Source organism: Bradyrhizobium sp. USDA3010 (assembly GCF_056429065.1).
Genome location: NZ_JBWJZD010000068.1, coordinates 1 through 21,236 on the forward strand (window position 1 = coordinate 1; position 21,236 = coordinate 21,236).

A 21,236-nucleotide genomic window follows, 5' to 3' on the forward strand; every position below is an offset into this window, starting at 1 on the left:
TCGCCGTCTTCGACAAGTGCGACCGCCCGCGCCCTGAGGTCCTTCGAGTATCCCTTCGCCATCGCGCGACCTCGCTGTTGCTGTCAAAGCAACCCGAATCTGATTTGCGCGCTTTTGGGAACCCCCTGTTCCGATTCACATCAACCGAAAACCGCTCTAGTTGCGCGCGCTGTAAGTATCGCTTGACACCGCAAGGAACGGACGGTCGGACGCGTCGGCGCTTCACCGACGAGCAAAAGCGGGCGATGGTGCTGGAGACGGAAAAGCCTGGCGTTGCGCGGGTGGCGGCTGTTTGCCGCCGCATGGCATCGCTACGAGCCAGCGCCTCCCAACCATTTGAAGAAATTGAACTCTCGCTCCAATCCATCATGGTCCAATTTGAGCAAGCTGGAGGAAAACGGCGGCAAGTTGATCAAGCTCTGAGTCGCGACTGATAACCATCTATCTCCCCGACCCTACCGCCTTCACCCGCCGAGCATTTAGATTGAGATCGCCTTAGTCGTGGAAGCGACAATCCCCCGCCTGCACCGTAGGGCAGCCCTTTCCGACTTGACAATGCAAGGTTGTGGATGTCCACTGCCAAGAGCATTTCGGCCTGATACCCGCAGCGCTAGAATTGATTTCGCGCGTTACGGCCGTTTAGGCCAAGGGTTGAGCAATTGGTTGGCTGCCCGCCTTGCTTTTCGGCCGTTGTGGCCCGGCGACTACATTGCGGAAGAGGCAACTGATGAAACGGGATTCCTTAAAATTAATTAGCGTATTCGCGCGTCGGTAGACTTTTCCGTCAAATCGCAGGAGGTAGCGGTGCGCAATATTCGTCTGCTTGCCGTCGGTAGCGCTTTAGCAATTGTCACCCTGCTCAGTTGGCCTGTGCTCGCCCAGGCACCGGCGGGCGCTTCATCCGACCCTGCCGGCAAAGTCAATCCCCCGGTTTCGAACTGCAATGTGACGCCGGATACCGACAGGTCAAAGACGCCGCCCGTGGCCACGCCGATCACGCGCGACCTGCTCACCTCGGGGCAGCCCTGCCAGCAGAACGTTAGCAAGAAGGGGCTGGTCACGAGTGGACCTGGCCCCGATATGGCCAACTTACAGCGCGGCTTTGATTTCTATTCCTGGCTCACTTTCATCGCGATGAATTCTCCGGCCGACGGCAAGACCATCGGCAAGGGCCCGCGGCCCGGCGGCGACGCGCGCACCAAGTGGGAAGACCTGCAGAACTATCGGCCGCTCGCCGACGTGATGCTGAGCAATGGCGATAAACCCATTTGGGGCACCCGCAATGTGCCGGATGCCTGCAAGCCGCTCGACGGTCCGGGCAAGATCGTGTTCCAGCTCGGCGAGGAGGCCTTCAACCAGCCGTTCAAGACCGGCCCCTTGATCGACCAGGACGGCAACTTCGCGCTGTTCGACATCTTGATGAACCAACCGATGTTCGACTTCATCGTTGAAAGAGGCCTCTACAGCAAGCAGGGCCAGCAGCAGTTCGGCGAGACCATTATATTCCCGATCGGCAACAGTCCGGGGAAAGGGCCGGATGGGACTGACATTCCGGGGCGGATGGGCGCGATCATGCTCAAGGTCTCCTATCGCATTCTCGATCCGGTCAAGAACCAGAACTCGCTCAGCCAGTTTCACACCACCGATGCGTTGATCTATTTTCCCGGCGGCAAAGCCACCAAGATTGGCCCGGCCTGCGTTGAGAAAAAGCTCGGGCTGGTCGGCTTCCATGTCGGCCACAAGACAGACTTCGCTCCACAGTGGGTCTGGACTTCGTTCGAGCACGTCAGCAACGCGCCCGATGCAGCTGACGTCGCCAGCGGCAATCTGTTGCCGCGCTACAACTTCTTCAACGCCGCGTGCAAGACGAATTGCCCCGCCAGGAATGACACGCCTCCGCAGCCCTGGGATCCCGACCTGACCCTGAAGTTCAAGGGCGATTACAGGAGCCAGGTCGTCAGGGAGAAGATGATTCCGGGCTTCGTCCAGCAAGAGGTGTCGGACCTGAATAAGCCGTTCCGCGCGCTGCTGAGGGGCACCGCCTGGGAAAACTACATGCTGCTCGCGACGCAATGGCCGAGCGCTCACGACAGCAAGACAGATCCGCTCGGCGCGCCGGCACCGACCTACCTGGCGAACACGACGCTGGAAACCTACAGCCAGGGAAAGGTCCCGCTGGCCTCGTCCAGCTGCATGGCATGCCACGGCAACGCGACCACTCAGCATGTGCCGGCGACGGCGTCCGACTTCACATTCATCCTGGAGAAAGCGCAGAAGGCGCAGTGACAAAGCGGAGCGTGCGGCCGGTTTGCCGCTACGGCAAACCGGATGACAGCTCACTCCATTTCAGCCGGCCAACCGCAGGTAAGCCCCGGAGGATATCGTGACCGATCTCACTCGACGAAAAATGCTCGGTGTCGCCGCAGCGGGAGCGGTAACTTCGCTCTCAACATCAGCCGAAGCTGCGGCCCCTCCTGCGCCAACGCCGCTGCCCAATGAGGACGACTTGCGCTCGTTTGTTGCACTGTCCTCCGTGCTGACCGGAATTGCGGCGCTCAAACTAGCGCCGACGGTCGATCCCATTCAGGTCAAGAACCAGTATTTCGACGCGGCAAAGGCTGACCCGGCTTTCCCGACCTTGCTACAGATGGTTCGCAGCGATCCGGACCCGAAGAACCCGGTCGCGGCGGCGACCAAGGTGATGAGCGATCCGAAGCTCAAATATGTCGGACGGAGCATCATCCTCGCCTGGTATCTGGGCGCTTGGTACGACCCGAAGAAGCTTGCGACCTACAACCAGCCGGGTGACCACCCGTTTCCGCTTGATCCCGTGAAGGTCATTTCAGGTACTGCCTATACACAGGGTTGGACCTGGCGCGTCGCGCAGGCGCATCCCATGGGCTACAGCGAATTGCGCTACGGCTACTGGGCCGATGATCCGCTGAAGCTCGATGTTTACATCTCTTGAAGGGAACTCCGAACATGTGCGCCGCAAGAATGCCGGACCCCGATGTCGTGATTGTTGGTTCCGGCATTGCCGGAGCGCTGATCGCCAAAGTGCTGGCGACCGCCGGCAGGAAGGTCCTCATTCTCGAGGCGGGCGAGCCATTGCCGCCTGATATCAACGGCTACATGAACCGGTTTCTCAACGCGACCGCGAAAGTGCCCGAGAGTCCGTATCCGCCGGAGCTGTTCGACGCCAACGGCCTGGTCGATCCCGGCTCCGTGAATGCCGGTCGTCCGACTGTACTTAGCCTGGGAGCAAGATACAGGTTCGGTGATTGGCAAGATCCCAAGCAATCCTACTTGATCCAGCAAGGACCGCTGCCCTTTGCAAGTACTTACGAGCGTATCAATGGCGGCACGTCACGGCATTGGCTTGGGACCAGCCTGCGCTTCCTGCCGAGCGACTTCGAAATGAAGACGCGATTCAACCGCTTCGTCGACTGGCCGATCAAATACGGCGATCTGGAGAAGTGGTACGGCGATGCTGAGACGGAGATCGGTGTCTCTGCCGATGTCGCAGACCAGTCCTATCTCGATATCAGCTTCAGGCCCGGCTACTCCTATCCGATGCCCAAGGTCGTGATGTCGAAGGTCGACGCTGCAGTCGAAGCCGGGTTGTCCAGCCTGAAGATATCCGCTCACGGACTCGACGATATCAAATGGGCGGTGGCGAGCACGCCGGCCGCCCGCAACTCGCAGCCCTATCAGAACCGCCGTGTTTGCGCCGGCAATACCAACTGCATTCCGATCTGCCCGATCCAGGCCAAGTACGATCCGAGCGTCACGCTGGCCGACGCGGTGCGCACCGGCCGTGTTGATATCATGTACAAGACCGTTGCGTCGCGCGTTCAGGTCGACGAGAGCGGTCGCGTCAGTGGCATCGAATATATTCGCTATCAGGATGAAAAGGGGCCTCCGGTCGAGCGCGGCAGCGTGACTGGAAACAAGAAGATCTATGTCCTGGCAGGCAATGCCATCGAGACGCCGCGACTGCTCCTGATGTCGAAGAGCGAGCGGACCCCCGACGGCGTGGCGAACCGCAAGGATGGCAAGGGCTTCGTCGGCAAATACCTGATGGACCACCCGCTCTATTTGGCCTGGGCGCTCGCGCCGAAGCCGGTGTGGGGGTATCGCGGACCGCTTTCGACGGCTGGTATCGAGACTTGCCGGGACGGCAAGTTCCGCAGCGACCGTGGCGCATTCCGCATCGAAATCGGCAATGAAGGATGGAATTTCGCGCTGGGAGATCCTTTTACGACCACCGTCGACTTCGTTAACGGCATCAATTTCAGCGGTCTCAATGGGATCAAGTCCAGCGACATCCCGAAGGCCTTGTTCGGAAGTGAGCTAGCGACCACCCTCAACGACAGACTATCGCGTCAATTCCGTCTCGGTTTCTTGATCGAGCAGTCGCCTGACGCCGGTAACAAGGTGACGTTATCGGACCAGTTCAAGGACCATCTCAGCCTGCAGCGTCCGCAGATCAGCTACAACCTGTCCGAATACACCAAGCAGGGGTTGGTCGCGGCGAAGGACACCGCAACAGCAATTTTCAAGAACATGGGAGCCGAAGAGTTCACCACAACGCCCAACGCCGACGATCCCAGTACTTTCGAATGGCCGCAAGGCAGCACGGAGCGCATCAAATATTACGGCGCCGGACATTTGGTCGGCACCCACCGCATGGGCACCAGTGTGAACGATTCGGCCGTGGATGACATGCAGCGCTCATGGGACCACAAAAATCTTTACCTGGTCGGCAGCGGCAGCTTCCCGACGGTTGCGACCGCAAATCCAACCTTGACGCTCGCGGCACTATGTCTGCGAACGGCCCACGACATCGTCGACAACTTTCCGCACCAATGACGGGCGGCAGGACGGTGCAGAGATATGCATGATTTCGACGTGAACACGGCGCAACGCAACCGCGCCGGATGGTATTCCAGCCAGCGGAGAGCAGCGCTTGCCGTCATGGCGCTCGTTGCAGCGCTCATAGCATTCGAACCAGCGGCTGTCCGAGCCGACGATTGTCCTGCGCCACGCGAGCCGCGGATTCCGGTATCGGAACAGCCGGTGCTCAATATCGACAAGCACAAGAAGCAGCTGGTGGCGTATCAGGCCGGCAATTATGCCGACGATATCGCGCTGGTGATCGCCGATGCGCGCGCCTATGTCGAACGCCGCGCCGATCAGGTCAAGATGCCCGCCGTGGTGCTCGATATCGACGAGACGTCGCTGAGCAATTGGGAGAACGTCCGTGAGAACAATTTTGGTTTCATCAAGGGCGGTCCATGCACACGGCAGCCGACGATGGCCTGCGGATTCGACGAATGGATCCACATGGCCGTGGCGCCGGCCATCGAGCCGACGCGAACCTTCTTCAACGCGATGCGCGCTCGAAACATCTCGGTGTTCTTCATTACCGGCCGCCGCAACAGTCAGCGTGACGCGACGCTCCTCAATCTTGATCACGCCGGGTTCGAGGGCTGGACCAAGCTCATCACCCGTCCCGATGCTGACGGCGGCTCGATCGTGCCGTTCAAGAGCAGCGAACGCGCCAAGATTGCCAGCGCCGGCTACACCATCATCGCCACTATCGGCGATCAGCAAAGCGACATCGACGGCGGCTCCGCCGAATGCGCCTTCAAGCTGCCAAACCCCTTCTATTTCATCGATTGAAACGCCTGCGGCGCCGCGCTGTGGCAAGCACAACCTGCTTCGGGGTCTCGAAAGCCAGATAATGCAGGGAGCCCTGCGATGAGCGATGAAAACAAGGTCAACCGGCGCGACTTCATCGCGACCACGACGGCGGCCGCGGGCGCCGCAAGCGCGCTCGGAGTGGCCGGGTCGGCGCCTGCGTCGGCGCAGTCCCTGTTGGCGCCGCCCCCCGGGTTCGACACCCAGGTGCCCCTTGTCGAGAACTGGAACCGGCAGCTCGGTGACCTCGTCGATGTCAGCTCCGGCATCCGGCGAGATGCGCCGGAGCTTGGCCACCCCGCGGTGAGGGACCGGCACAAGATCTATTGCTACCTGCTGATGAAGCTGATCGTCCGGTTCTGGAACGGCAATAAGCGTGGCCCGCTAGGAACCTATCCGCTGCGGCAGAGCCAGAGCGATCGACCTCAGCTGCCGGAAAGGCCGCAGCGCTATCGCGGCGACATGATCGCCAATCCGGACGGGCTGCGCGTGAACTGGGATCGCTATCTCGGCCACAACATCGCATGCATCGCCGTGGACGGCAATGGCGAGATTATCGACTTCGATTTCAACCACAACGACTTTTTCCGAAGCTCGGCGGAGCATGCGGAATCGCGCATGGTGCGCCGGCTGTTCAGTCTCACCGATGTGTTCGACGGCTGGAAGACCGGAAAGAAGGTCAGCGACAAGCCGCATATTGCGTCGCTCAATGACGTCACGCTCTATACATCTCTGGAATCCTGCGCGCAGTGCTCGGGCGTGATGTCGCTCGCCGGTGTCAGGCAGATCGTCTATCTGCAGAACGACTTCACCGCATACAAGATCGGCAACCTGATGTACAATCTGGCCAATCGCACTGCAGGGGTGGACTCGCGCGGCAACGCCATCCTGGATTGGCAAGGCAAGCCCGTGCCGAGCCTGCCGGGAGCGCCGATTCCCATCGCGGGATCGGAAATTCAGCTCGATGAATTCAAGAAGCTAAATGATGCCAATCTTGCCTTCGGCAAGAATATCATTGCTGCAAAGGCCGCCAACCACAAGGACCCGACCATCGTGAGCGGCGCGTTCTTTGTTCCGGACAATGGCAAGCCCGATTTTGCTCCGTCCGTCACGTCGTTTCTATGCACCGATTCGGCACTGAATATCTTTCAGGACGGTGGCGCCAAGCTCGACGCCCTGAACCTCGATCCCGCCTCTCGTGACTGGAAGTTTCCGAACAGGCCCGACAACAAGGATATTTTAACTAACCAAGAATGCCTTTACAAAGCGAGAGCGTTTTTCGTCTACGCCGATACAGAAGGTTATCGAGGCTCACCGCACAAGCTGTAGCGTTGTCTGCACGATTGGCGTTCTAGTAAACATGGGCGCACGGCGTTCGTCTTGAGAGGGAGATGAAGTCATGAACCGACTGACAGTAGGCCTGGCAACATTGGCGTCCGGCGTTAAGTGCGCAGCTTACTCGGAGCATGGCGTCCGGGGACGAGGGTCATGCGGTTGTCGCTTTGGTCGCGCAGTCGTTTCTTGAGCCCGATGTGCGCAAGCGAGTGAATGCCTTGCTTACCGCGATGCCGACTCCCTTGACGGAACGTCTATCGGGCGGCGTCAGGAATTTGCAAAGTTCTATCCGGGAAAGGTGCAACAATAAACACATCGGGCAAGCATCAAAACGGCGCCGCTGGGCTTAACACTGCAACCTGTGGGTGATAGGTTGCGACCGCTCTAACGAGGAGGAATATTATGCGTTGTTTTTTAATTGCCCTCTTTGCATTCTTCGCCCTCTGCAATTCAGCTTCGGCATGGGGCGATACCGGACATAAAATCGTCTGCGAGATCGCCTTCAGGCTGGCGCAGCCCGACACGCGGGCGGCGATCCGGAAACTGATCAGGTCCGACAGCGAGTTCGACACCTTCTCGGAATCCTGCGTGTTTCCCGATCATCCACGCAAACGCCCCTCGGAGCATTTCGTCAATCTGCCGCGCGATTCCAAGGGCCTCACGTCGGATGAATGCCCGACCGCGCCGAAATGCGCGCTCACCGCCATCCTGAACGACTCAAAGATCATCGCGTCCAAAGGCGCGAAGAAGGCGGACAGGCTGATCGCGCTCAAGTTCCTCGGGCATTGGGTCGGCGATATACACCAACCCCTGCATGTGTCGTTTGAGGACGACCGCGGCGGCAACGAAATTCAGGTCAACGGAGAATGCACGGCGAACCTGCATTCGGCCTGGGACAGTTGCATCCTTGAGGCGGCCGTAGGTACCAACGTTTCTGACGCCGCCGATAAGCTCACCGACGAGATCACGCCGGAAATGAAAGCGAAGTGGAACGCGTCCGATCCGCGGGACTGGGCCAACGAATCCTTCACCCTCGCCGAAGCCATCGGAACGAAGTATTGCGAGAAGCACGGACAATCCTGCGACAAGCCGGACGGAGGCGTAACGATTGATGCAAACTATTTGAAAGCTAACGAGCCTATTGTGAAGGAGCAGTTGCAGAAAGCCGGCGTTCGGCTAAGCACACTTCTTAACACAGCGTTCGGCGATTGACGTTTTCGCGTTTTGGATGTGCCGACATTTTGCGGCCCGGCTTTATGTCGAACTAACCGTGCGCAATGGCCGCAGTGGACTCGCGTCTTGTCTCGGGCAGCAACATCGTCCTGTTTTTAAGTTTTAAGTGAAACGAGAAGCGGTCCGGCTGCATTGGCCCCGAGACACCCGATTTAACAAGCGCCTCGACATACGAAGATTTCACGTTAAAGTTGTATCTATTAAGCGGGATTGAGGGGCACAAATGAGGAAGCAGGAAGCTGATGGGCCGTTGCGCGTGAGTGCCATCGCTGGTACCCGCGTGGTATTGATGGCGATCGACATCGCCCCCGCGGAGCGTGGCGGCCTCAGGGGGTTTGCCTTTCAGGTCTCAAGCGGGGGACAAACCCATTGGCTGACCGGCACCAAGTTTTTCGAGAGGCTCGTTCCAAACCCCGTGCAGGGTGCCAAATACTCGACGCTTCAACACCCGATACAGAGCTTTCTCTGGTCCGATTATGAAGCCAAGCCCGACACCGAATACGAATATACGATCATGGCGATGTACGGCGAGCCCGGCGCGCTCGAGCCAAGACACAAAGTCACCGTCCAGGTTACAACCGAAAAAGAAAACGACGGCAAGCATGGCGTCTGGTTCAATCGCGGCGTCGTCGCAAGCCGCGCATACTCGGTCGAATTTCAGAATCGGGAATTGACCGAGGAAATGTACAACCAGGTCGACGACGAAAACCGGGTGACCGAAGAAACGTCGAAATGGCTGTCTCGGGGACTTGAGGAAGCGTGCGTCGGGTATATCAACAACGTCCCGCCGGGAGAGATGCTTCGCGTCGTTGCTTACGAATTCACATACGTGCCTTTGCTGAATGCGCTCAAGGCGGCCCTTGGCCGCGGCGTTGACGTTAAAATCATCTACCACAAGACCGGTGCAAATGACGGCGCGATCGAGGAAGTCGGCCTGCCGCGGTCAAAATTGATCGAGCGGACTCGGCCACAAACACCACATAACAAGTTCATGGTCTGGCTGGACAAAAACGAGCATCCGAGAGCGGTCTGGACCGGTTCGGTCAACTTCACACCGTCGGGTTTTCTTGGACAGACCAATGTCGGGCACGTTGTCACGGACAGCAGCAGGGACCCCTCTTCGATTCCAAACAAATACTTTGAGTACTGGAAAGTCCTCTCGGAAAACCCGACATCGAAGCCGGCGCGTGATGCGGTCATCGGGCTTACGCCAAATCCGCCGAACGTCGTGCCGGAGGCGCCCGTCACGACGTTCTTCTCTCCGCGCATCGCCGACAATCTTCTTGACTGGTACGGGAAGCGGATTGAGGACGCGCGGACCTCATCGATGTTCACCGCGGCCTTTACTGTCGATCCCATCCTCCTTCGTTCGCTCGGAAAGCAGCAAGATTCCATGCGTTTCGTGCTGCTCGAAAAGCCCGCCACAGCGGAAGCGCGCAAGGCCGAGCGGGACAGCCACGGCCGTCTTATCATGTCGAACGGATCGGTACTCGGGAAGGTCACGAAGACTTCGTTTAAAAAAGAGAAGGGCGCAGGCGGAACGAAACTCGTTCCCATAGCGAATTTCCCGCTCGAAAAATGGTTCGTCGATGAGGAACTGGCGCGAAAGGACGGCAAAGGGTTTGTGTTCTTCGTTCACACGAAATTCCTCCTGATCGATTCGTTGTCGGATGACCCGCTCGTTTGCACCGGCTCGGCTAATTTTTCGGGCGCGTCGCTGACGGCGAACGACGAGAATATGCTGTTCATCCGGGGCGACACCCGCGTCGCCGATATCTACATGACAGAGTTCGATCGCATCTTCCGTCACTTCTTTTTCCGGATGACCGCCAACCGCGCGGCCGTGAATCATGAGGATGAGGAAGAAGCGAAGAGGAAGGCGGCCATCCTGGATACCGGCGCGGTGTGGATTGCGCCTTTCTTTCAGAATGGAAATTTCAAATGCATCCGCAGGATCATGTTTTTCGCGGACCGCGGTCTGACATGGGCGCCGCAGGCGGCGCACGATCCCGACGTATTTGTCAATGAAGAACAGCGGGCAAAGGACAAACGCGCAAAGGCAAAAGCGGCCAGGGAAGCCAAGAAAGCGGAGGAGGGAACGAGCGCTCCGAAAAAGTCGAAGAAAGCCGTGAAGAAGAAATCGAAGAAGGCTGCGAAGAAGAGAAAGACCGCAAAAAAGAAGAAGGCCGTTAAAAAGAAAAAACCGTCAGAAAGAAGCGACCGAGGTTTTTAAGCGCCATCATTCACGACGAGGCGGAAGCCTTGGCCAAAGGCCGCATTCCAGCAAACACTGATTTCAAGGACTAGGTTCCCTGGAAGTGTTTTTGACGGATTCGGAACGTCTTGTACACTCACGCGAGATTGACGAAGTCCACTGACGAAAAATCGTCTCCTCTCAGCATTAATGGCGACAATCGTCTTATCTCTGCGTGAGCTGCCGCCTGTCGAGGGTAACGCGCTGATGACTTTTGCGAGTATAAGCAGGATCGGCGCTTTGCTACTCGGCCTTGCCGCCGCGGATAGCGCCGATCCCCTTTTTGGCGCACCAGGCGACGCCTGGCCGGTTACACATAAGCTGTTTGGAAAGGGCGGCGGCAAGGCTAGGGATGTCAGCGGCATCGCCTGCGCGGCCGCGCAAGGGTTTCCCCGTTCGTGCCTTGTGATCGACGATAATGCGCAGGATGCGCAATTCGTCCTCGTAACCGACGGAGAACTCGTTGCCGGTGCCACCGTCAGCCTGATCGGTGACAAGTTCAAGGGCGAGGAGCTGGAGCTCGATGGGGAAGGCGTCGCTTTCGCCGGCGGTTTCTACTACGTGATGGGCTCCCACGGGCATCCGCGCGACAAGAAGGGGAAGCTCGATCCCATAGATGACGCCGCCGAAATCAAGGCGCGGATCTCAGCCAGCAGCCAGATTGTCCGCTTCCGCACTACGGGCGAAGACGGCAATGCTTCTGAGATCGAGCGTACACCGAGACTGAGGGAGATTATCGCGGCGGAGCCTTTGCTTGCTCCCTTTATGGACCAGCGGCTTGAAGAAAACGGACTGACGATCGAAGGCATTGCGATCAAGAATGATCTCGTGTTGCTGGCGGGATTCCGGGGACCTGTTCTGGACGGCAATCGCGCCATCGTTCTATCCGTCGGTATTGGTACCCTGTTCGGCGGATCGGGATCAAACCACCGGGTTTTCCGACTGCCTCTGGGGGACGGCCGCGGCGTGCGCGACCTTACGGTCTTTGAGAATAACGTCCTCATCCTGGCGGGCCCTGTCGAAGATGGGCCCGGCGTTTATGCGATCTACTCTTGGGATGGCGAAAGCGAGGATGTCAGGCGGCTCGCCGAGCTTTCCTCCTTCGATCCGAAGCGAAAGCCGGAAGGTCTCCTGTCGTTGGACAGGACCTCGTCCGGACTTCGTGTGCTGATCCTCTTTGATAGCGAAAAGGAAGGCGCGCCGACGCCGGCCGAGATCGAGGCCCCGTAGTGTTGCGCACCGCAAATGCCGCCCCGCGAACTAGGATGTAACGCCCTGGAGAAGCCATGAAAACGAGCTGGTTAGCAATCGTGGCACTCGCGCTTTCCTGCGAACACGCATCCGCCTGACCTACCACAGCCTTCCGTGGCCTCTTGCTTTCCGCGGAAGTTTCGCCTGCGCGATACTCTTCAGGCAGTCCATGAGGTCTACGAAGTTGTCTGCTCGGGAGCGGGACTTCGGTGCTAATGTTCCGTCATTGCATTTCGCGTTGATAAAGCTCGGTCAGCGCGCATGGGCGCCCGTCGGTTGCGACTGCGCCGAGCTGGACGAACCGCATGATGGTTAGCGTTCGGAGGTGATATCGCAAAGAGTGTCGGAAGCTCCGCGGCGTCCCGAGAAGCCTCCTGCGCACCGACAGTTAATTTTGCTTGTGCGAAACGCAAATTGGACCGCGCCGGTGGGGTTCTGACCGCTATTGCTCAGAAGAAGTCGAGGAGATTTGTTACGCGCAACGTCATGGCCTGCAGGCTGACTTCATATTTTTGCGCCAGTTCTCTCAGCTCATACTCGTCCTCTGCATCGATGCCACGCTCCTCGATGTCGGCTAGGATCATGTCCGCAGGCATTAATAGTTCCGCAGCAAATCTGTTTGCTTCTATCTCTTGTGGATCGATCGCCATTGCCGAGACTGCGTCGCGTTTGTTGATGCGGAAGCTTCGATCAATGTGAACGTCACCCTTATGAAACAAGAGATGCCCGCATTCGTGTGCAATTGTAAAACGTTGACGATTGGGATGGTGCAGAGAATTCACCCCTATGATCGTTTCACCCTCGCCGCGCACAAGCATTCCGGCGAGTTCACCGTCAAATGGCGAGTAACGCACCTCCGCGCCAAGCGCCTGCGCAATTTGTTCTACGGGGATTGGCGGCTTTCTGATGCGATGCTTCTTTAATAGCTCTACTGCTTCCTTTCTTATTGCCTCTTGGGTTCTTGCCCGCGTCATGACTGCTCCGTTTTCGACTTGTATCCTCCGACGAGCTTTTCAGCCCAGTCAGTGATTTGCTTTTCGGTTCCAGGGGGGAGTTTTTCCGTCAACCATGAGGTAGTGCTTCCGTCCGTATGGGCGGGGAGCAGGGCTGCCGGAGAAACTTTTAGAGCTTCGGCTATCGCAAACAGCTGATGCAGTGCGATGTGCTGTCGCCCCTTTTCGATGTTTGTAATCGAGGTCCTCGATAGACCCACGAGCCTGCCAAGTTTTTCTTGGGTTAGGTCAGGCCGATTCTCACGATTGCGTCGGAGTAGGCTCCCGAAGGCTTTGTAGAACTTGTCGAGGTCTCGTTGATTCATGCCGAATCATAGCGGCTGACGCCGCAATGTCAATATTCCAAACGGTTTGTAAGACAAACGTCAAGAGGTTTGTTAAACTTGACAGAACGGTTTCTTATATGGGACAGAAGGATCACGGGCACGTCCTTGAGTGCGTGCTTTCGAACAGATGGAGATCGCACATGCTTGAGGATAGCCACGACAAGAAGCCTGATCCCGGCGGCAATCCGGACAAAGGCCCCAAATACATTCTCGTCATCGAGGGTGAAGAGTTCGACTGGGACCAAGACACGATCACTACCGAGCAGATCGCGAACCTCGGCGGCTGGGATGCCTCGCAAGGCGTGATCGAAGTTGACGAGGATAGCGTTGAGCGGACGCTGGCCCCCGGGGAAATCATCGAGATCAAGCCCGGTCACGGCTTCGGCAAGAAGCATCGCTGGAAGCGGGGCTGATGCGAACCCGCATCGAACAGGAGCTCGCCCTGCTGCGCGAGCAATATCCCGATGTGGACCACGCGGAGCTGAACGGGGAGGATTGGTTTCGTCTTCCTCGTTACAGCATCCCGGAGGGGTGGCAGCAGGGGAAGACCCCCGTATCGACGACAGATGTTGTCTTCCAAGTGAAGGCCAATTATCCGGGCACGAAGCCTTACGGATTCCTGGCTCCCTTCGATCTGAACTTCAAGGGTGCCCCACCCGCCAATAACGTCGGTGATCCGCCCGCGAAACCGCCCTTTGATGGTAGTTGGCGGCATTTTTCATGGGATGTCGAGGAATGGACCGCCAAGGCCGACGTGCGCAAGGGATCGAACTTGCTGGTCTGGTGCCGTAGCTTCCGGATCAGGCTGCAGGAGGGCGTATGAAGACGATACTGAAGATAGATGAGCTCCTTTACCGCGATGTCATCGAGCACCTGCTCCCGCCCGAGCCGGTGCATGAGCAGGCCGCGTTCCTCTTTGCCCGAGAGGAGCGGCGTGCTGAGCAGGCCATGTTTGCGGCCGAGGAAGCGGCGAAGCTTGGACCCGGTGATTTCGAGGTTCAGGAGGGCGACTACATCGAGATGACGGACGAGACGCGGGCGCGACTCATCAAACGCGCGCACGATACCGGCACATGTCTCATAGAGATGCACTCCCATCTTGGAGACTGGCCCGCAGGCTTTTCCTATGCCGACCGGGTCGGCTTGAAGGAGACGGTGCCGCACATGTGGTGGCGACTGAAGAAGCGCCCCTACCTTGCCCTCGTCGTCACGAATTCCGGTTTTGATGCCCTGGTCTGGCTCGATAATGCCCACAAGCCGCAGCAACTCGACGCTCTGCTGGCGGGCACCGAAACGCGGATCCCGACGAATTTCTCGCTGGGGGGGTGGGAATGAGCGAGGCGCGTTATCATCGGAACGTGATGCTTTTCGGTGAAGAGGGACAGCGCAAGCTGCGGCAAACTAAAGTCGTGATCGCGGGAGTCGGCGGACTCGGCAGTCCCCTCGCCCAGCACATGGCGCTCCTCGGCGTAGAAGAGGTCGGCCTGATCGATGATGAGGAGTTGGACGACACCAACCGTAACCGATTTATCGGCGCGCGTGCGGACGATCCAGTACCGGGCTCGCCGAAAGTGTCATTGGCAGCGCGGCTCATTCACGAAATCAATCCACAAGTGCACGCGCGTGGCTGCCCATCCGCTTTGGTGAGTCCAGAGTCCTTCGAACTGATCAAGGCTGCTGATTGGGTTTTCGGGTGCTTCGATGAAGATGGCCCTCGCTTCATCCTAAACGAGATTTGCGCGGCATACGCAAAATCCTACGTCGATCTGGCGTCCGATGTGCCCGCGTCCGGCGAATATGGTGGGCGTATCTGTGTCTCGCACGAGGGCGACGGCTGCCTACATTGCCTCGGTCTGATCGACGAGGACGATGTAAACGGCTACCTCAGATCGGCCGACGAGCGTGCGCGCATTGCAGCCATTTACGGTATTCCCGTTGCAGCTCTCGGACATACAGGCCCTTCCGTTTCTCCCCTGAACGGAGTCATCGCAAGTCTTGCTGCAACGGAGTTCATGGTTGCCGTCACCGGCATGCGAAAGCCAAATCGCATTTTGCAGTATCGTGGCCACCTCGGAACGGTGAATGCCTCGCGTGACAAGCCGGATCCCGACTGTTTCTACTGCTATGGTATCCGCGGCCAAGAGGCGGGCACGGATATCGACCGCTACTTGCGTATCCCTCACCTGCAAAAGGGCAGGAAGCCCTACTGAAAAGCGCCAGATTGAACTCTTGCCATCCCTCACTGTAGTAGTCTTTTACAAGAGCGCGTGCTTTGCGGGACATATGGGTATAGGGGATACGTCGGATAAGCTTAAACTAGGCCCGCATTCCCGCGGGCCCTTTCCCTTACTACTCCACTGGCGATCGTCTATTCTTGTGCGGCGATTTCAGCCTTCGTGCGACGCTTTCGCTACGGGGTGGAGAACGCTTCCAACTCTTGGGTGGCTTGCTCTCGAAGGGTTGTCAGTTCGAGCCCGATCTTTTCTTGTTGGTCAAGCAGTTCCTTGATGCGCTGTAGTCTTTCCATTCACGGCTCTCCTAGGTTGAGATGACCGCGCACTTGTGTCCACGGCCATTTCGCCGCCCATCCAGCCTCCGGCTGCGGCAGTGCATTAGAGCACTAAATCAGCCGAAGGGCACGATCCGTTCCATCTTTCCAGATGTGACTGAGGAGATCGCTCGATTGCAGCTCTCCACGTAAAGCGAAGAAGAACAACGATGGTCCAGGCCCCAGCGGCATCTTCAACTGTCGCAGTGCTTCGACCATCGATCGGGTACGGTGTTGGTCGGTCGTCACGACAAGAACGCGGAATGTCTTCCACCCGAACTGATTTGTATGCCTTCCCTCAGCATGCGCGTGGAGGTACCCTCGCATCTTACGCCCAAAGCTTGACTGTGTGGCGTCAGCACGGCTCACCGGCATGGTGCCACGATCGATCTCTACCATGAAGCAACGGCGGGAGCCGTCCGGAAATTGGAGACCGAACACAAGATCCGGTACTACGCCAACATCGTACGCGCGCTCGGCTTGCGAGATCCTGGCTCGCAATGCGAACGGGATTCGCATTCTTCGAGTGGGTTCAGGCGCGCTCGCGATGATCTCTTCAGGGTGGATAAGCCGGAGGTCGCTGCGACCGCGTGTTGATCGCTCAAGGGCGACGTGAAAATCCACGATCTCCAATTGATGTTCAATGAATGGCCGACCCGCTTCTCGATTGTTTCGGGTCCGATCCATGTTTGCACAGTCCAGCCCGCGTTCGGAGAGAAGGTGTGCCGCGAGTTCCCCGAGTGCATACACCATCGGCGCCGATCCTGCCGTGGGGTAGTGGTCGAGCTGCGCCCGCGGCCTATCGACATATCCGGCGTGAAACAGCCGACACAGTCGGTCATTCGTGCGATCAAGTGAGCGGCCAACGAGCGCCGCAATGTGGGTGGATCTCAAGAAGCGATAGCGCAGCAACTGCCGCAGGATCAGCACATCACCTTCCGTGACTCGAAACGGGACCGGTTCTGCCGAGCGCCGAAAGCGAGGCCGACGGTTCGTCGCCGACGTTGATGTCGCATCCATAAGAGAGGACTGTACCAGATGCGACCTCGCATGCGTACGATCAGAGCCGAGCGACCAATAAAAAGTGAACAATAGCTACTGTTCGTCATCCATGCGTGTAGCGGCACATAGCAGAGCACGCGTTGTGACGTGCATCCCTGCAAGCAGGTGACGACCGATCGTCGATCGACTATTTGTTCACGGAAGGAGGTGATGCAAATGGACTTGGACGGCAAGATCGCACGGGTCAAAGATCTGATCGACAAGCGCGAGGAATTGGACGCCGAACTCAATGAGCTATTGGGCGGCACGGCTCGCGAGCGACGCATTCCGAAGTGCTCGATCTGTAACGAGCCAGGACACCGCGCAAGCACGTGTCCTTCAAAGGCAGCCGACGCAACGTAACGACTTCAGGCCCGCTTCGGCGGGCTTCCTTTTGATCTGCTATGATCGCCAATCATCGCCGCCAAAATCTGGTGCTGCCGCTGGCCCTGCGTCAGGCGTCTTTTCTACCGTTGCACGCGGCTTCCCGGCATCCCTCAAGACAGCTGCCGGTGCCGCTGGCTCGACCGAATAGCGTTCTCGGGTGCTTTGGCGAACGGCAGCGTGCTCAGCCGGCGTCATGCGCGGCATCGCATTCATGTCAGTCGCCGGCACGCCGACCGATAGCGCGGCATTTGTCATGCCGCGGATGTATGCCGCAAAATGATACGGTGGCTGATTGAGAATGAACTCTGGGGTCGTTCGCATGTCGCGGGCAAGCGCATGAGCAGCCGCGTCACTGATCTTGGAAGCGAATTTGACTGCGGTCGCGCCATACAGTGCGTCGAGGACATGCGGCTGCATTTGCTGCAATCGTTGATGCGCGAGGACTAAGCCGACGTTGAGCTTACGTGCCTGATCAAGAATAACCGGTATCTTGGGATCGCGCTTGATGAAATCCTGGCACTCGTCGATGTAGACGAAACACGGAAGACGCTGCTCTTTGGGAAGAAGCTGACGCTTGTGCGCGGCGAGCAAGATCATTGAGATGAAAAAGCGGCCCACAATTTCGACGCCTTCTTCTTGAAGGAGACTCTGTGGGACATTGATGAGGATGACTTTCCCAGCGCCCATTTCGGTGAAAAAATCGAACTTAGATTTCGGCGCCGCGAACATTCTCGAGAGCGTCCGGATGCGCTTGACAGCGAATAGGCGATCAACGACCTGCTCCTTGGTGCGATCAAACTCCTTGCTGTTGAACTTCAGCTCAAAAAACCGCCTCGCATCCGGATCGAGCTTGGACAGATGCTGATCGAACTGAGTGAGGCCGCGGGGCTGCATCAAGTCAATGAGGGTATCGATCGTAGCTGACGGAATCGTAAGCAGCAGCTCGATCGTGAAATGAAACAATGTATTCTGGCGGCTGGTCATCTCCGCCGACAGCAACGAGCTAAAGATGTAGTCGTACAGCGCGAGCACGGCGTTGCGGAAACCTTCGTGCTCGGCAGGGGAGTAGAACTGCGTCTCTTCGATCCCCACGTCGAAAAGATTGAGAGCGACCGGCCATTCGATGTCTTCGGCATCAATGATGACCAGCTTGCCGTCGAGGCGTTCTCCCGGCGCGAACACCTTTAACCCTTCGATCGCCTTGATGAGGTCGCGGTTACTTTCCATGACGACGATGGACGCTTGCTCCACGGCTACAAGCTCGAGGTCGCGCAAAATCTGGTATTGAAGGAGCGTCGACTTTCCGGCGCCTGGCGGCGCAACAATCCATTGGTGCTCAAAGCGGGTCTTTGCAGGAATACTAAAGGACACCGGGCAAAGAAAGAGGTCGACGAAGGGAGTGCATTTCAGATATGTCTCGACTAGCTCGATCGGCGGGAGCTCGGAGTCGGCTGCGTAGATCATCGGCCTTCGATGTTTCTCATCTTCCGGAGAAACCCCCGAGGCCTCGCATAAATTGGCGTACAATCGCTCGTACAACGCCGTAAACAGGCCGGCCTCCACTTGCCCCTGCTTGCAGATCGTGCCGATGATCCTGTCCACGACTTGATGCGGATTGCGCAGCAGACAGATGAGCGGAACCGTCAGCGGCGCAGCATCCGCGCTCTCGGACAATTCAGGCAAGCTGGAAATAAAGCCCCAACCAACATTGCGTAGAGCCGTAATGAGCAGATCGCCTACGCGCTCGTCGTTCGCGAGAAAGTGTTGCTTCGCACGGAGAAAGCGACGCAGGTCCACGTGCTCCTGGATGGACAGCGTCGCGGCGTTCAGGTCCATGTCGGGCCAGGAGAAGATGGTCGTTTCTAGGGCCAGGATCTCTTCTTGGCATCGATCCAACGCCTTCATAACCGTAGTTGGCGCCGGCCGTTCAATAATCTCCCTGACCTGCTCTGCAACGTGCGCATTCACGCGTGCGATCGAATCTTCTTGCGCCCACATTGATCCGCAATGCGCCGCGCGTACTTGGTCATATAGGGTAATAGTGTCCGACAGCTCACGTGCCCGCTCGTCCGTGAAGCGACGCAGGAACGGGGTGAAAGGAGAAGGACGTTCGTATTTTGGGAGCTTAGAACTCAACGACCTCCTCCCGCCCGTCGAAGGTCTGCGCCGTTTCGAGATAGGCCTTGAGACTCTTACACGCGTTGAGAATGGCCGCCTCGGCTCCAAGCAGCTCGTCGAGATCCTTGCACTCGATGTGTTGGCCGCTCGTCAAGCTTTCGACGGTGACGCGCAGCGAGAGTGCCATCATGGCGGCGCTTGCAATCCCGCGGGCGTTTTTCCACAGCGAGCGTCCAACGGTGCTGCTGGCGCCTTCATCTAAATGGCCGTAGGCAGACTCGCCATGTTTCTTGCGGGCCTCGCTGTCGTATACGACCAGTTTTCCAAGGCCGTACTTACTCACTAAGCCTTTTTCATCGGGCGTGAGATCGGTGCGTGCATCGAGAGCGAAGATGACCTTGCCGCTTAGCATGCCGCCCGTGCGTTGTGAGCGCTTGAGCTTTAGTTGCATGGAGTAACCCTCCTCTGCAAAGAAATGAGTATGCACGTTCGACATGCGAAAGACCAGAAGTTCCCGCGATGGGTGCTGATGCGCCGCATCAATCGGGCGAGCACGTTTGGACGCGCGCCCTGGTCTGGCGCGCGTCAGGTCGTGTCTGCCCGATCTGCTTGAGGACGAGCGCTCGGACGGTACGCGCGACAGCGCGAAGCGGACGCCGGGCTATTGCAACTACACAGCGGTACCTCGGAGCAACCGGAACGGCGCTCGATCGTACGGCTTAGCTGGCCGTCCTCGTGCCGCACGCCAACCTATCCGAGGTGCGGACTTGCTCGTTCGCAATTGCAAAAATTTCGAAATTCAAAACTCACGGAAAATGAAGAGGATAGAAATCGAGATCCTGAAATAGAGTTGAAAATCAAACGTCGACTGGGTCCAGTCACTCACAGCGAACAACATTCGAGCCCGCATAGTCTTATCGTTTTTAGCGAATCTAAGGTTGTTTTCTCCTTCCATCTGGTGCTTTGAAATGAGTCTCTATACTCCATCTACTCTGGTGTCTTAAGACGGCGCACAAGTGATCGCGTCCGCTGATGGGTTTCGGCGGCGCGGGCGTCGCCACCCCGTGCCGCTAGGCACGCAAGTCGCGCGCAGAAGTCCGGTTTGTCGACGACACATGCTGCCCCAGGCTTGCGCATACCATCCGTTGACCCCGCCTTACCTTAAAGGCGGGGCGTACGGCGGGGGATAAGATGCTTCGACAGGAAAGTTCTAGAAGGAAGGGCTGGCTTTGGAGGGCCAGCCCCGCTCCTACTTCTTCGGAGCGTCGGCAGGTTTGGCCGTTGCGCGAGCCTCAAGCCACTCGACAATCTCGTGCAGCCACCATACTGGCGGGCTGTTTCTGTGTCGGCCGAGTTTGAAAAACCGCGGTGCCTCTCCAGAAGCGCAAAGCCGAAACCAGTGTGTACGGCTGTAGGGAATTCCAAGTGCCTTAAGTCCACGCCAGTTGACCACTTCCTTTCCAGTCATCGCTTAGCTCCTTGTTTGGAGCCGTCGCGACGGCTGTTAAGTGTCAGCCGACGCCATTATGCTATCTTAAATTGCAGACTGCTGCGTAAATATTTGAAGTGCGCTCTAGCTTTTGCAGCGCGGCGCGCTTCTCTAGGTAGGTAACTGAACCTGTCATATTATCGACGCTGCGCAGGCAACGCAGCCCAATGCGCCGGTCCCGACCGCACCAGATCGACGCAAGCGGCTCACGGTAATTGATGGCGGCCGCAAATAGCGGCCGCGCATTCAATGCCGAGTTTTTGTTTCGTGACTTCGCATCTGCGTGACAATCTTCTGTGTATCAACACTGATACGTGTGACCCGACGAAGAAGATCGATCACCTCTTCTTTGTGCTCCGAAAATCGATAGGAGTTAAACTTCGCTCTAACGGTAGGGTCATTGGGACGACGCTGTGAACCTCCTCCGAATGAGTGGACACCTGTAGTAGGCTCATTGAGCGCGGAGGTGTCGAATGGAACGTCAACGTCGGTCGTTTACCGAGGAGTACAAGCGGCAAGCCGTTGAGCTGGTGGTGTC

Annotated in this window: 18 protein-coding genes and 1 pseudogene; 14 read left to right on the top strand and 5 right to left on the bottom strand. The window is 57.9% G+C overall.

Annotated elements, in window-relative coordinates; all coding sequences use genetic code 11:
- The 9 genes and pseudogenes from AC066Y_RS40990 to AC066Y_RS41030 all read left to right on the top strand — a co-directional run.
- Positions 1-434, top strand: a pseudogene (locus AC066Y_RS40990) (hypothetical protein); the annotation flags it as partial.
- Between the two features lie 547 nt (positions 435-981).
- Entirely contained in the window at positions 982-2,286 is a 1,305-nt protein-coding gene (locus AC066Y_RS40995; RefSeq protein WP_478278802.1) for a hypothetical protein, read from the top strand.
- A gap of 97 nt (positions 2,287-2,383) precedes the next feature.
- Complete coding sequence (locus AC066Y_RS41000) at positions 2,384-2,968, top strand: sugar dehydrogenase complex small subunit (protein WP_478278803.1); 585 nt, start codon at positions 2,384-2,386, stop codon at positions 2,966-2,968.
- 14 nt (positions 2,969-2,982) lie between these two features.
- The gene (locus AC066Y_RS41005; RefSeq protein ID WP_478278804.1) at positions 2,983-4,872 is read left to right on the top strand and encodes a GMC family oxidoreductase; all 1,890 of its coding nucleotides are present in this window, start codon (positions 2,983-2,985) and stop codon (positions 4,870-4,872) included.
- A gap of 207 nt (positions 4,873-5,079) precedes the next feature.
- On the top strand, positions 5,080-5,685 hold the full coding sequence (locus AC066Y_RS41010; protein WP_478278805.1) for an HAD family acid phosphatase: 606 nt from the start codon (positions 5,080-5,082) through the stop codon (positions 5,683-5,685).
- 78 nt (positions 5,686-5,763) lie between these two features.
- Entirely contained in the window at positions 5,764-7,032 is a 1,269-nt protein-coding gene (locus tag AC066Y_RS41015; RefSeq protein ID WP_478278806.1) for a cytidine/deoxycytidylate deaminase family protein, read from the top strand.
- A 408-nt stretch (positions 7,033-7,440) separates the two neighbouring features.
- Positions 7,441-8,250 (top strand): S1/P1 nuclease, encoded by an 810-nt coding sequence (locus AC066Y_RS41020; protein ID WP_478278807.1) that lies wholly within the window; start codon positions 7,441-7,443, stop codon positions 8,248-8,250.
- Between the two features lie 244 nt (positions 8,251-8,494).
- Complete coding sequence (locus tag AC066Y_RS41025; RefSeq protein ID WP_478278808.1) at positions 8,495-10,504, top strand: phospholipase D-like domain-containing protein; 2,010 nt, start codon at positions 8,495-8,497, stop codon at positions 10,502-10,504.
- A 171-nt stretch (positions 10,505-10,675) separates the two neighbouring features.
- Positions 10,676-11,755 (top strand): DUF3616 domain-containing protein, encoded by a 1,080-nt coding sequence (locus tag AC066Y_RS41030; protein WP_478278809.1) that lies wholly within the window; start codon positions 10,676-10,678, stop codon positions 11,753-11,755.
- Positions 11,756-12,225: 470 nt separating this feature from the next.
- Here AC066Y_RS41030 and AC066Y_RS41035 read toward each other — a convergent pair whose 3' ends face one another.
- Complete coding sequence (locus tag AC066Y_RS41035) at positions 12,226-12,750, bottom strand: ImmA/IrrE family metallo-endopeptidase (protein WP_478278810.1); 525 nt, start codon at positions 12,748-12,750, stop codon at positions 12,226-12,228.
- Positions 12,747-13,094, bottom strand: a complete 348-nt coding sequence (locus AC066Y_RS41040) for a helix-turn-helix domain-containing protein (RefSeq protein ID WP_478278811.1) — start codon at positions 13,092-13,094, stop codon at positions 12,747-12,749. The genes AC066Y_RS41035 and AC066Y_RS41040 overlap by 4 nt, the downstream gene beginning before the upstream one ends.
- A 161-nt stretch (positions 13,095-13,255) precedes the next feature.
- Here AC066Y_RS41040 and AC066Y_RS41045 point away from each other — a divergent pair, with 161 nt between their 5' ends.
- The 4 genes from AC066Y_RS41045 to AC066Y_RS41060 are packed head-to-tail and all read left to right on the top strand — an operon-like array spanning position 13,256 to position 15,325.
- Entirely contained in the window at positions 13,256-13,528 is a 273-nt protein-coding gene (locus AC066Y_RS41045) for a hypothetical protein (protein ID WP_478278812.1), read from the top strand.
- The gene (locus AC066Y_RS41050; RefSeq protein ID WP_478278813.1) at positions 13,528-13,938 is read left to right on the top strand and encodes a hypothetical protein; all 411 of its coding nucleotides are present in this window, start codon (positions 13,528-13,530) and stop codon (positions 13,936-13,938) included. The genes AC066Y_RS41045 and AC066Y_RS41050 overlap by 1 nt, the downstream gene beginning before the upstream one ends.
- The gene (locus AC066Y_RS41055) at positions 13,935-14,450 is read left to right on the top strand and encodes a hypothetical protein (RefSeq protein ID WP_478278814.1); all 516 of its coding nucleotides are present in this window, start codon (positions 13,935-13,937) and stop codon (positions 14,448-14,450) included. Before AC066Y_RS41050 ends, AC066Y_RS41055 begins: the two co-directional genes overlap by 4 nt.
- Complete coding sequence (locus AC066Y_RS41060) at positions 14,447-15,325, top strand: HesA/MoeB/ThiF family protein (protein ID WP_478278815.1); 879 nt, start codon at positions 14,447-14,449, stop codon at positions 15,323-15,325. Before AC066Y_RS41055 ends, AC066Y_RS41060 begins: the two co-directional genes overlap by 4 nt.
- 410 nt (positions 15,326-15,735) lie before the next feature.
- On the opposite strand, the gene AC066Y_RS41065 is transcribed toward AC066Y_RS41060, so the two are convergent.
- Entirely contained in the window at positions 15,736-16,593 is an 858-nt protein-coding gene (locus AC066Y_RS41065) for a replication-relaxation family protein (RefSeq protein ID WP_478278816.1), read from the bottom strand.
- Positions 16,594-16,881: 288 nt separating this feature from the next.
- Here AC066Y_RS41065 and AC066Y_RS41070 point away from each other — a divergent pair, with 288 nt between their 5' ends.
- Positions 16,882-17,067: a hypothetical protein gene (locus AC066Y_RS41070; protein WP_165126703.1), complete on the top strand. Its 186-nt coding sequence runs from the start codon at positions 16,882-16,884 to the stop codon at positions 17,065-17,067.
- Between the two features lie 39 nt (positions 17,068-17,106).
- Here AC066Y_RS41070 and AC066Y_RS41075 read toward each other — a convergent pair whose 3' ends face one another.
- Positions 17,107-19,227 carry a type IV secretory system conjugative DNA transfer family protein gene (locus AC066Y_RS41075; protein ID WP_478278817.1) on the bottom strand — a complete coding sequence of 707 codons (2,121 nt, stop codon included), beginning with the start codon at positions 19,225-19,227 and terminating at the stop codon, positions 17,107-17,109.
- Positions 19,217-19,660 (bottom strand): hypothetical protein, encoded by a 444-nt coding sequence (locus tag AC066Y_RS41080; protein WP_478278818.1) that lies wholly within the window; start codon positions 19,658-19,660, stop codon positions 19,217-19,219. Before AC066Y_RS41080 ends, AC066Y_RS41075 begins: the two co-directional genes overlap by 11 nt.
- Positions 19,661-21,236: the final 1,576 nt, after the last annotated feature.

What these genes read in the sequence shown, in the direction of transcription:
- AC066Y_RS41005 (WP_478278804.1), top strand. Translation starts at nt 2,983, where the DNA reads ATGTGCGCCGCAAGAATGCCGGACCCCGATGTCGTGATTGTTGGTTCC.
- AC066Y_RS41015 (WP_478278806.1), top strand. Translation starts at nt 5,764, where the DNA reads ATGAGCGATGAAAACAAGGTCAACCGGCGCGACTTCATCGCGACCACG.
- AC066Y_RS41020 (WP_478278807.1), top strand. Translation starts at nt 7,441, where the DNA reads ATGCGTTGTTTTTTAATTGCCCTCTTTGCATTCTTCGCCCTCTGCAAT.
- AC066Y_RS41025 (WP_478278808.1), top strand. Translation starts at nt 8,495, where the DNA reads ATGAGGAAGCAGGAAGCTGATGGGCCGTTGCGCGTGAGTGCCATCGCT.
- AC066Y_RS41030 (WP_478278809.1), top strand. Translation starts at nt 10,676, where the DNA reads ATGGCGACAATCGTCTTATCTCTGCGTGAGCTGCCGCCTGTCGAGGGT.
- AC066Y_RS41035 (WP_478278810.1), bottom strand. Translation starts at nt 12,750, where the DNA reads ATGACGCGGGCAAGAACCCAAGAGGCAATAAGAAAGGAAGCAGTAGAG.
- AC066Y_RS41040 (WP_478278811.1), bottom strand. Translation starts at nt 13,094, where the DNA reads ATGAATCAACGAGACCTCGACAAGTTCTACAAAGCCTTCGGGAGCCTA.
- AC066Y_RS41045 (WP_478278812.1), top strand. Translation starts at nt 13,256, where the DNA reads ATGCTTGAGGATAGCCACGACAAGAAGCCTGATCCCGGCGGCAATCCG.
- AC066Y_RS41050 (WP_478278813.1), top strand. Translation starts at nt 13,528, where the DNA reads ATGCGAACCCGCATCGAACAGGAGCTCGCCCTGCTGCGCGAGCAATAT.
- AC066Y_RS41055 (WP_478278814.1), top strand. Translation starts at nt 13,935, where the DNA reads ATGAAGACGATACTGAAGATAGATGAGCTCCTTTACCGCGATGTCATC.
- AC066Y_RS41060 (WP_478278815.1), top strand. Translation starts at nt 14,447, where the DNA reads ATGAGCGAGGCGCGTTATCATCGGAACGTGATGCTTTTCGGTGAAGAG.
- AC066Y_RS41070 (WP_165126703.1), top strand. Translation starts at nt 16,882, where the DNA reads ATGGACTTGGACGGCAAGATCGCACGGGTCAAAGATCTGATCGACAAG.
- AC066Y_RS41080 (WP_478278818.1), bottom strand. Translation starts at nt 19,660, where the DNA reads ATGCAACTAAAGCTCAAGCGCTCACAACGCACGGGCGGCATGCTAAGC.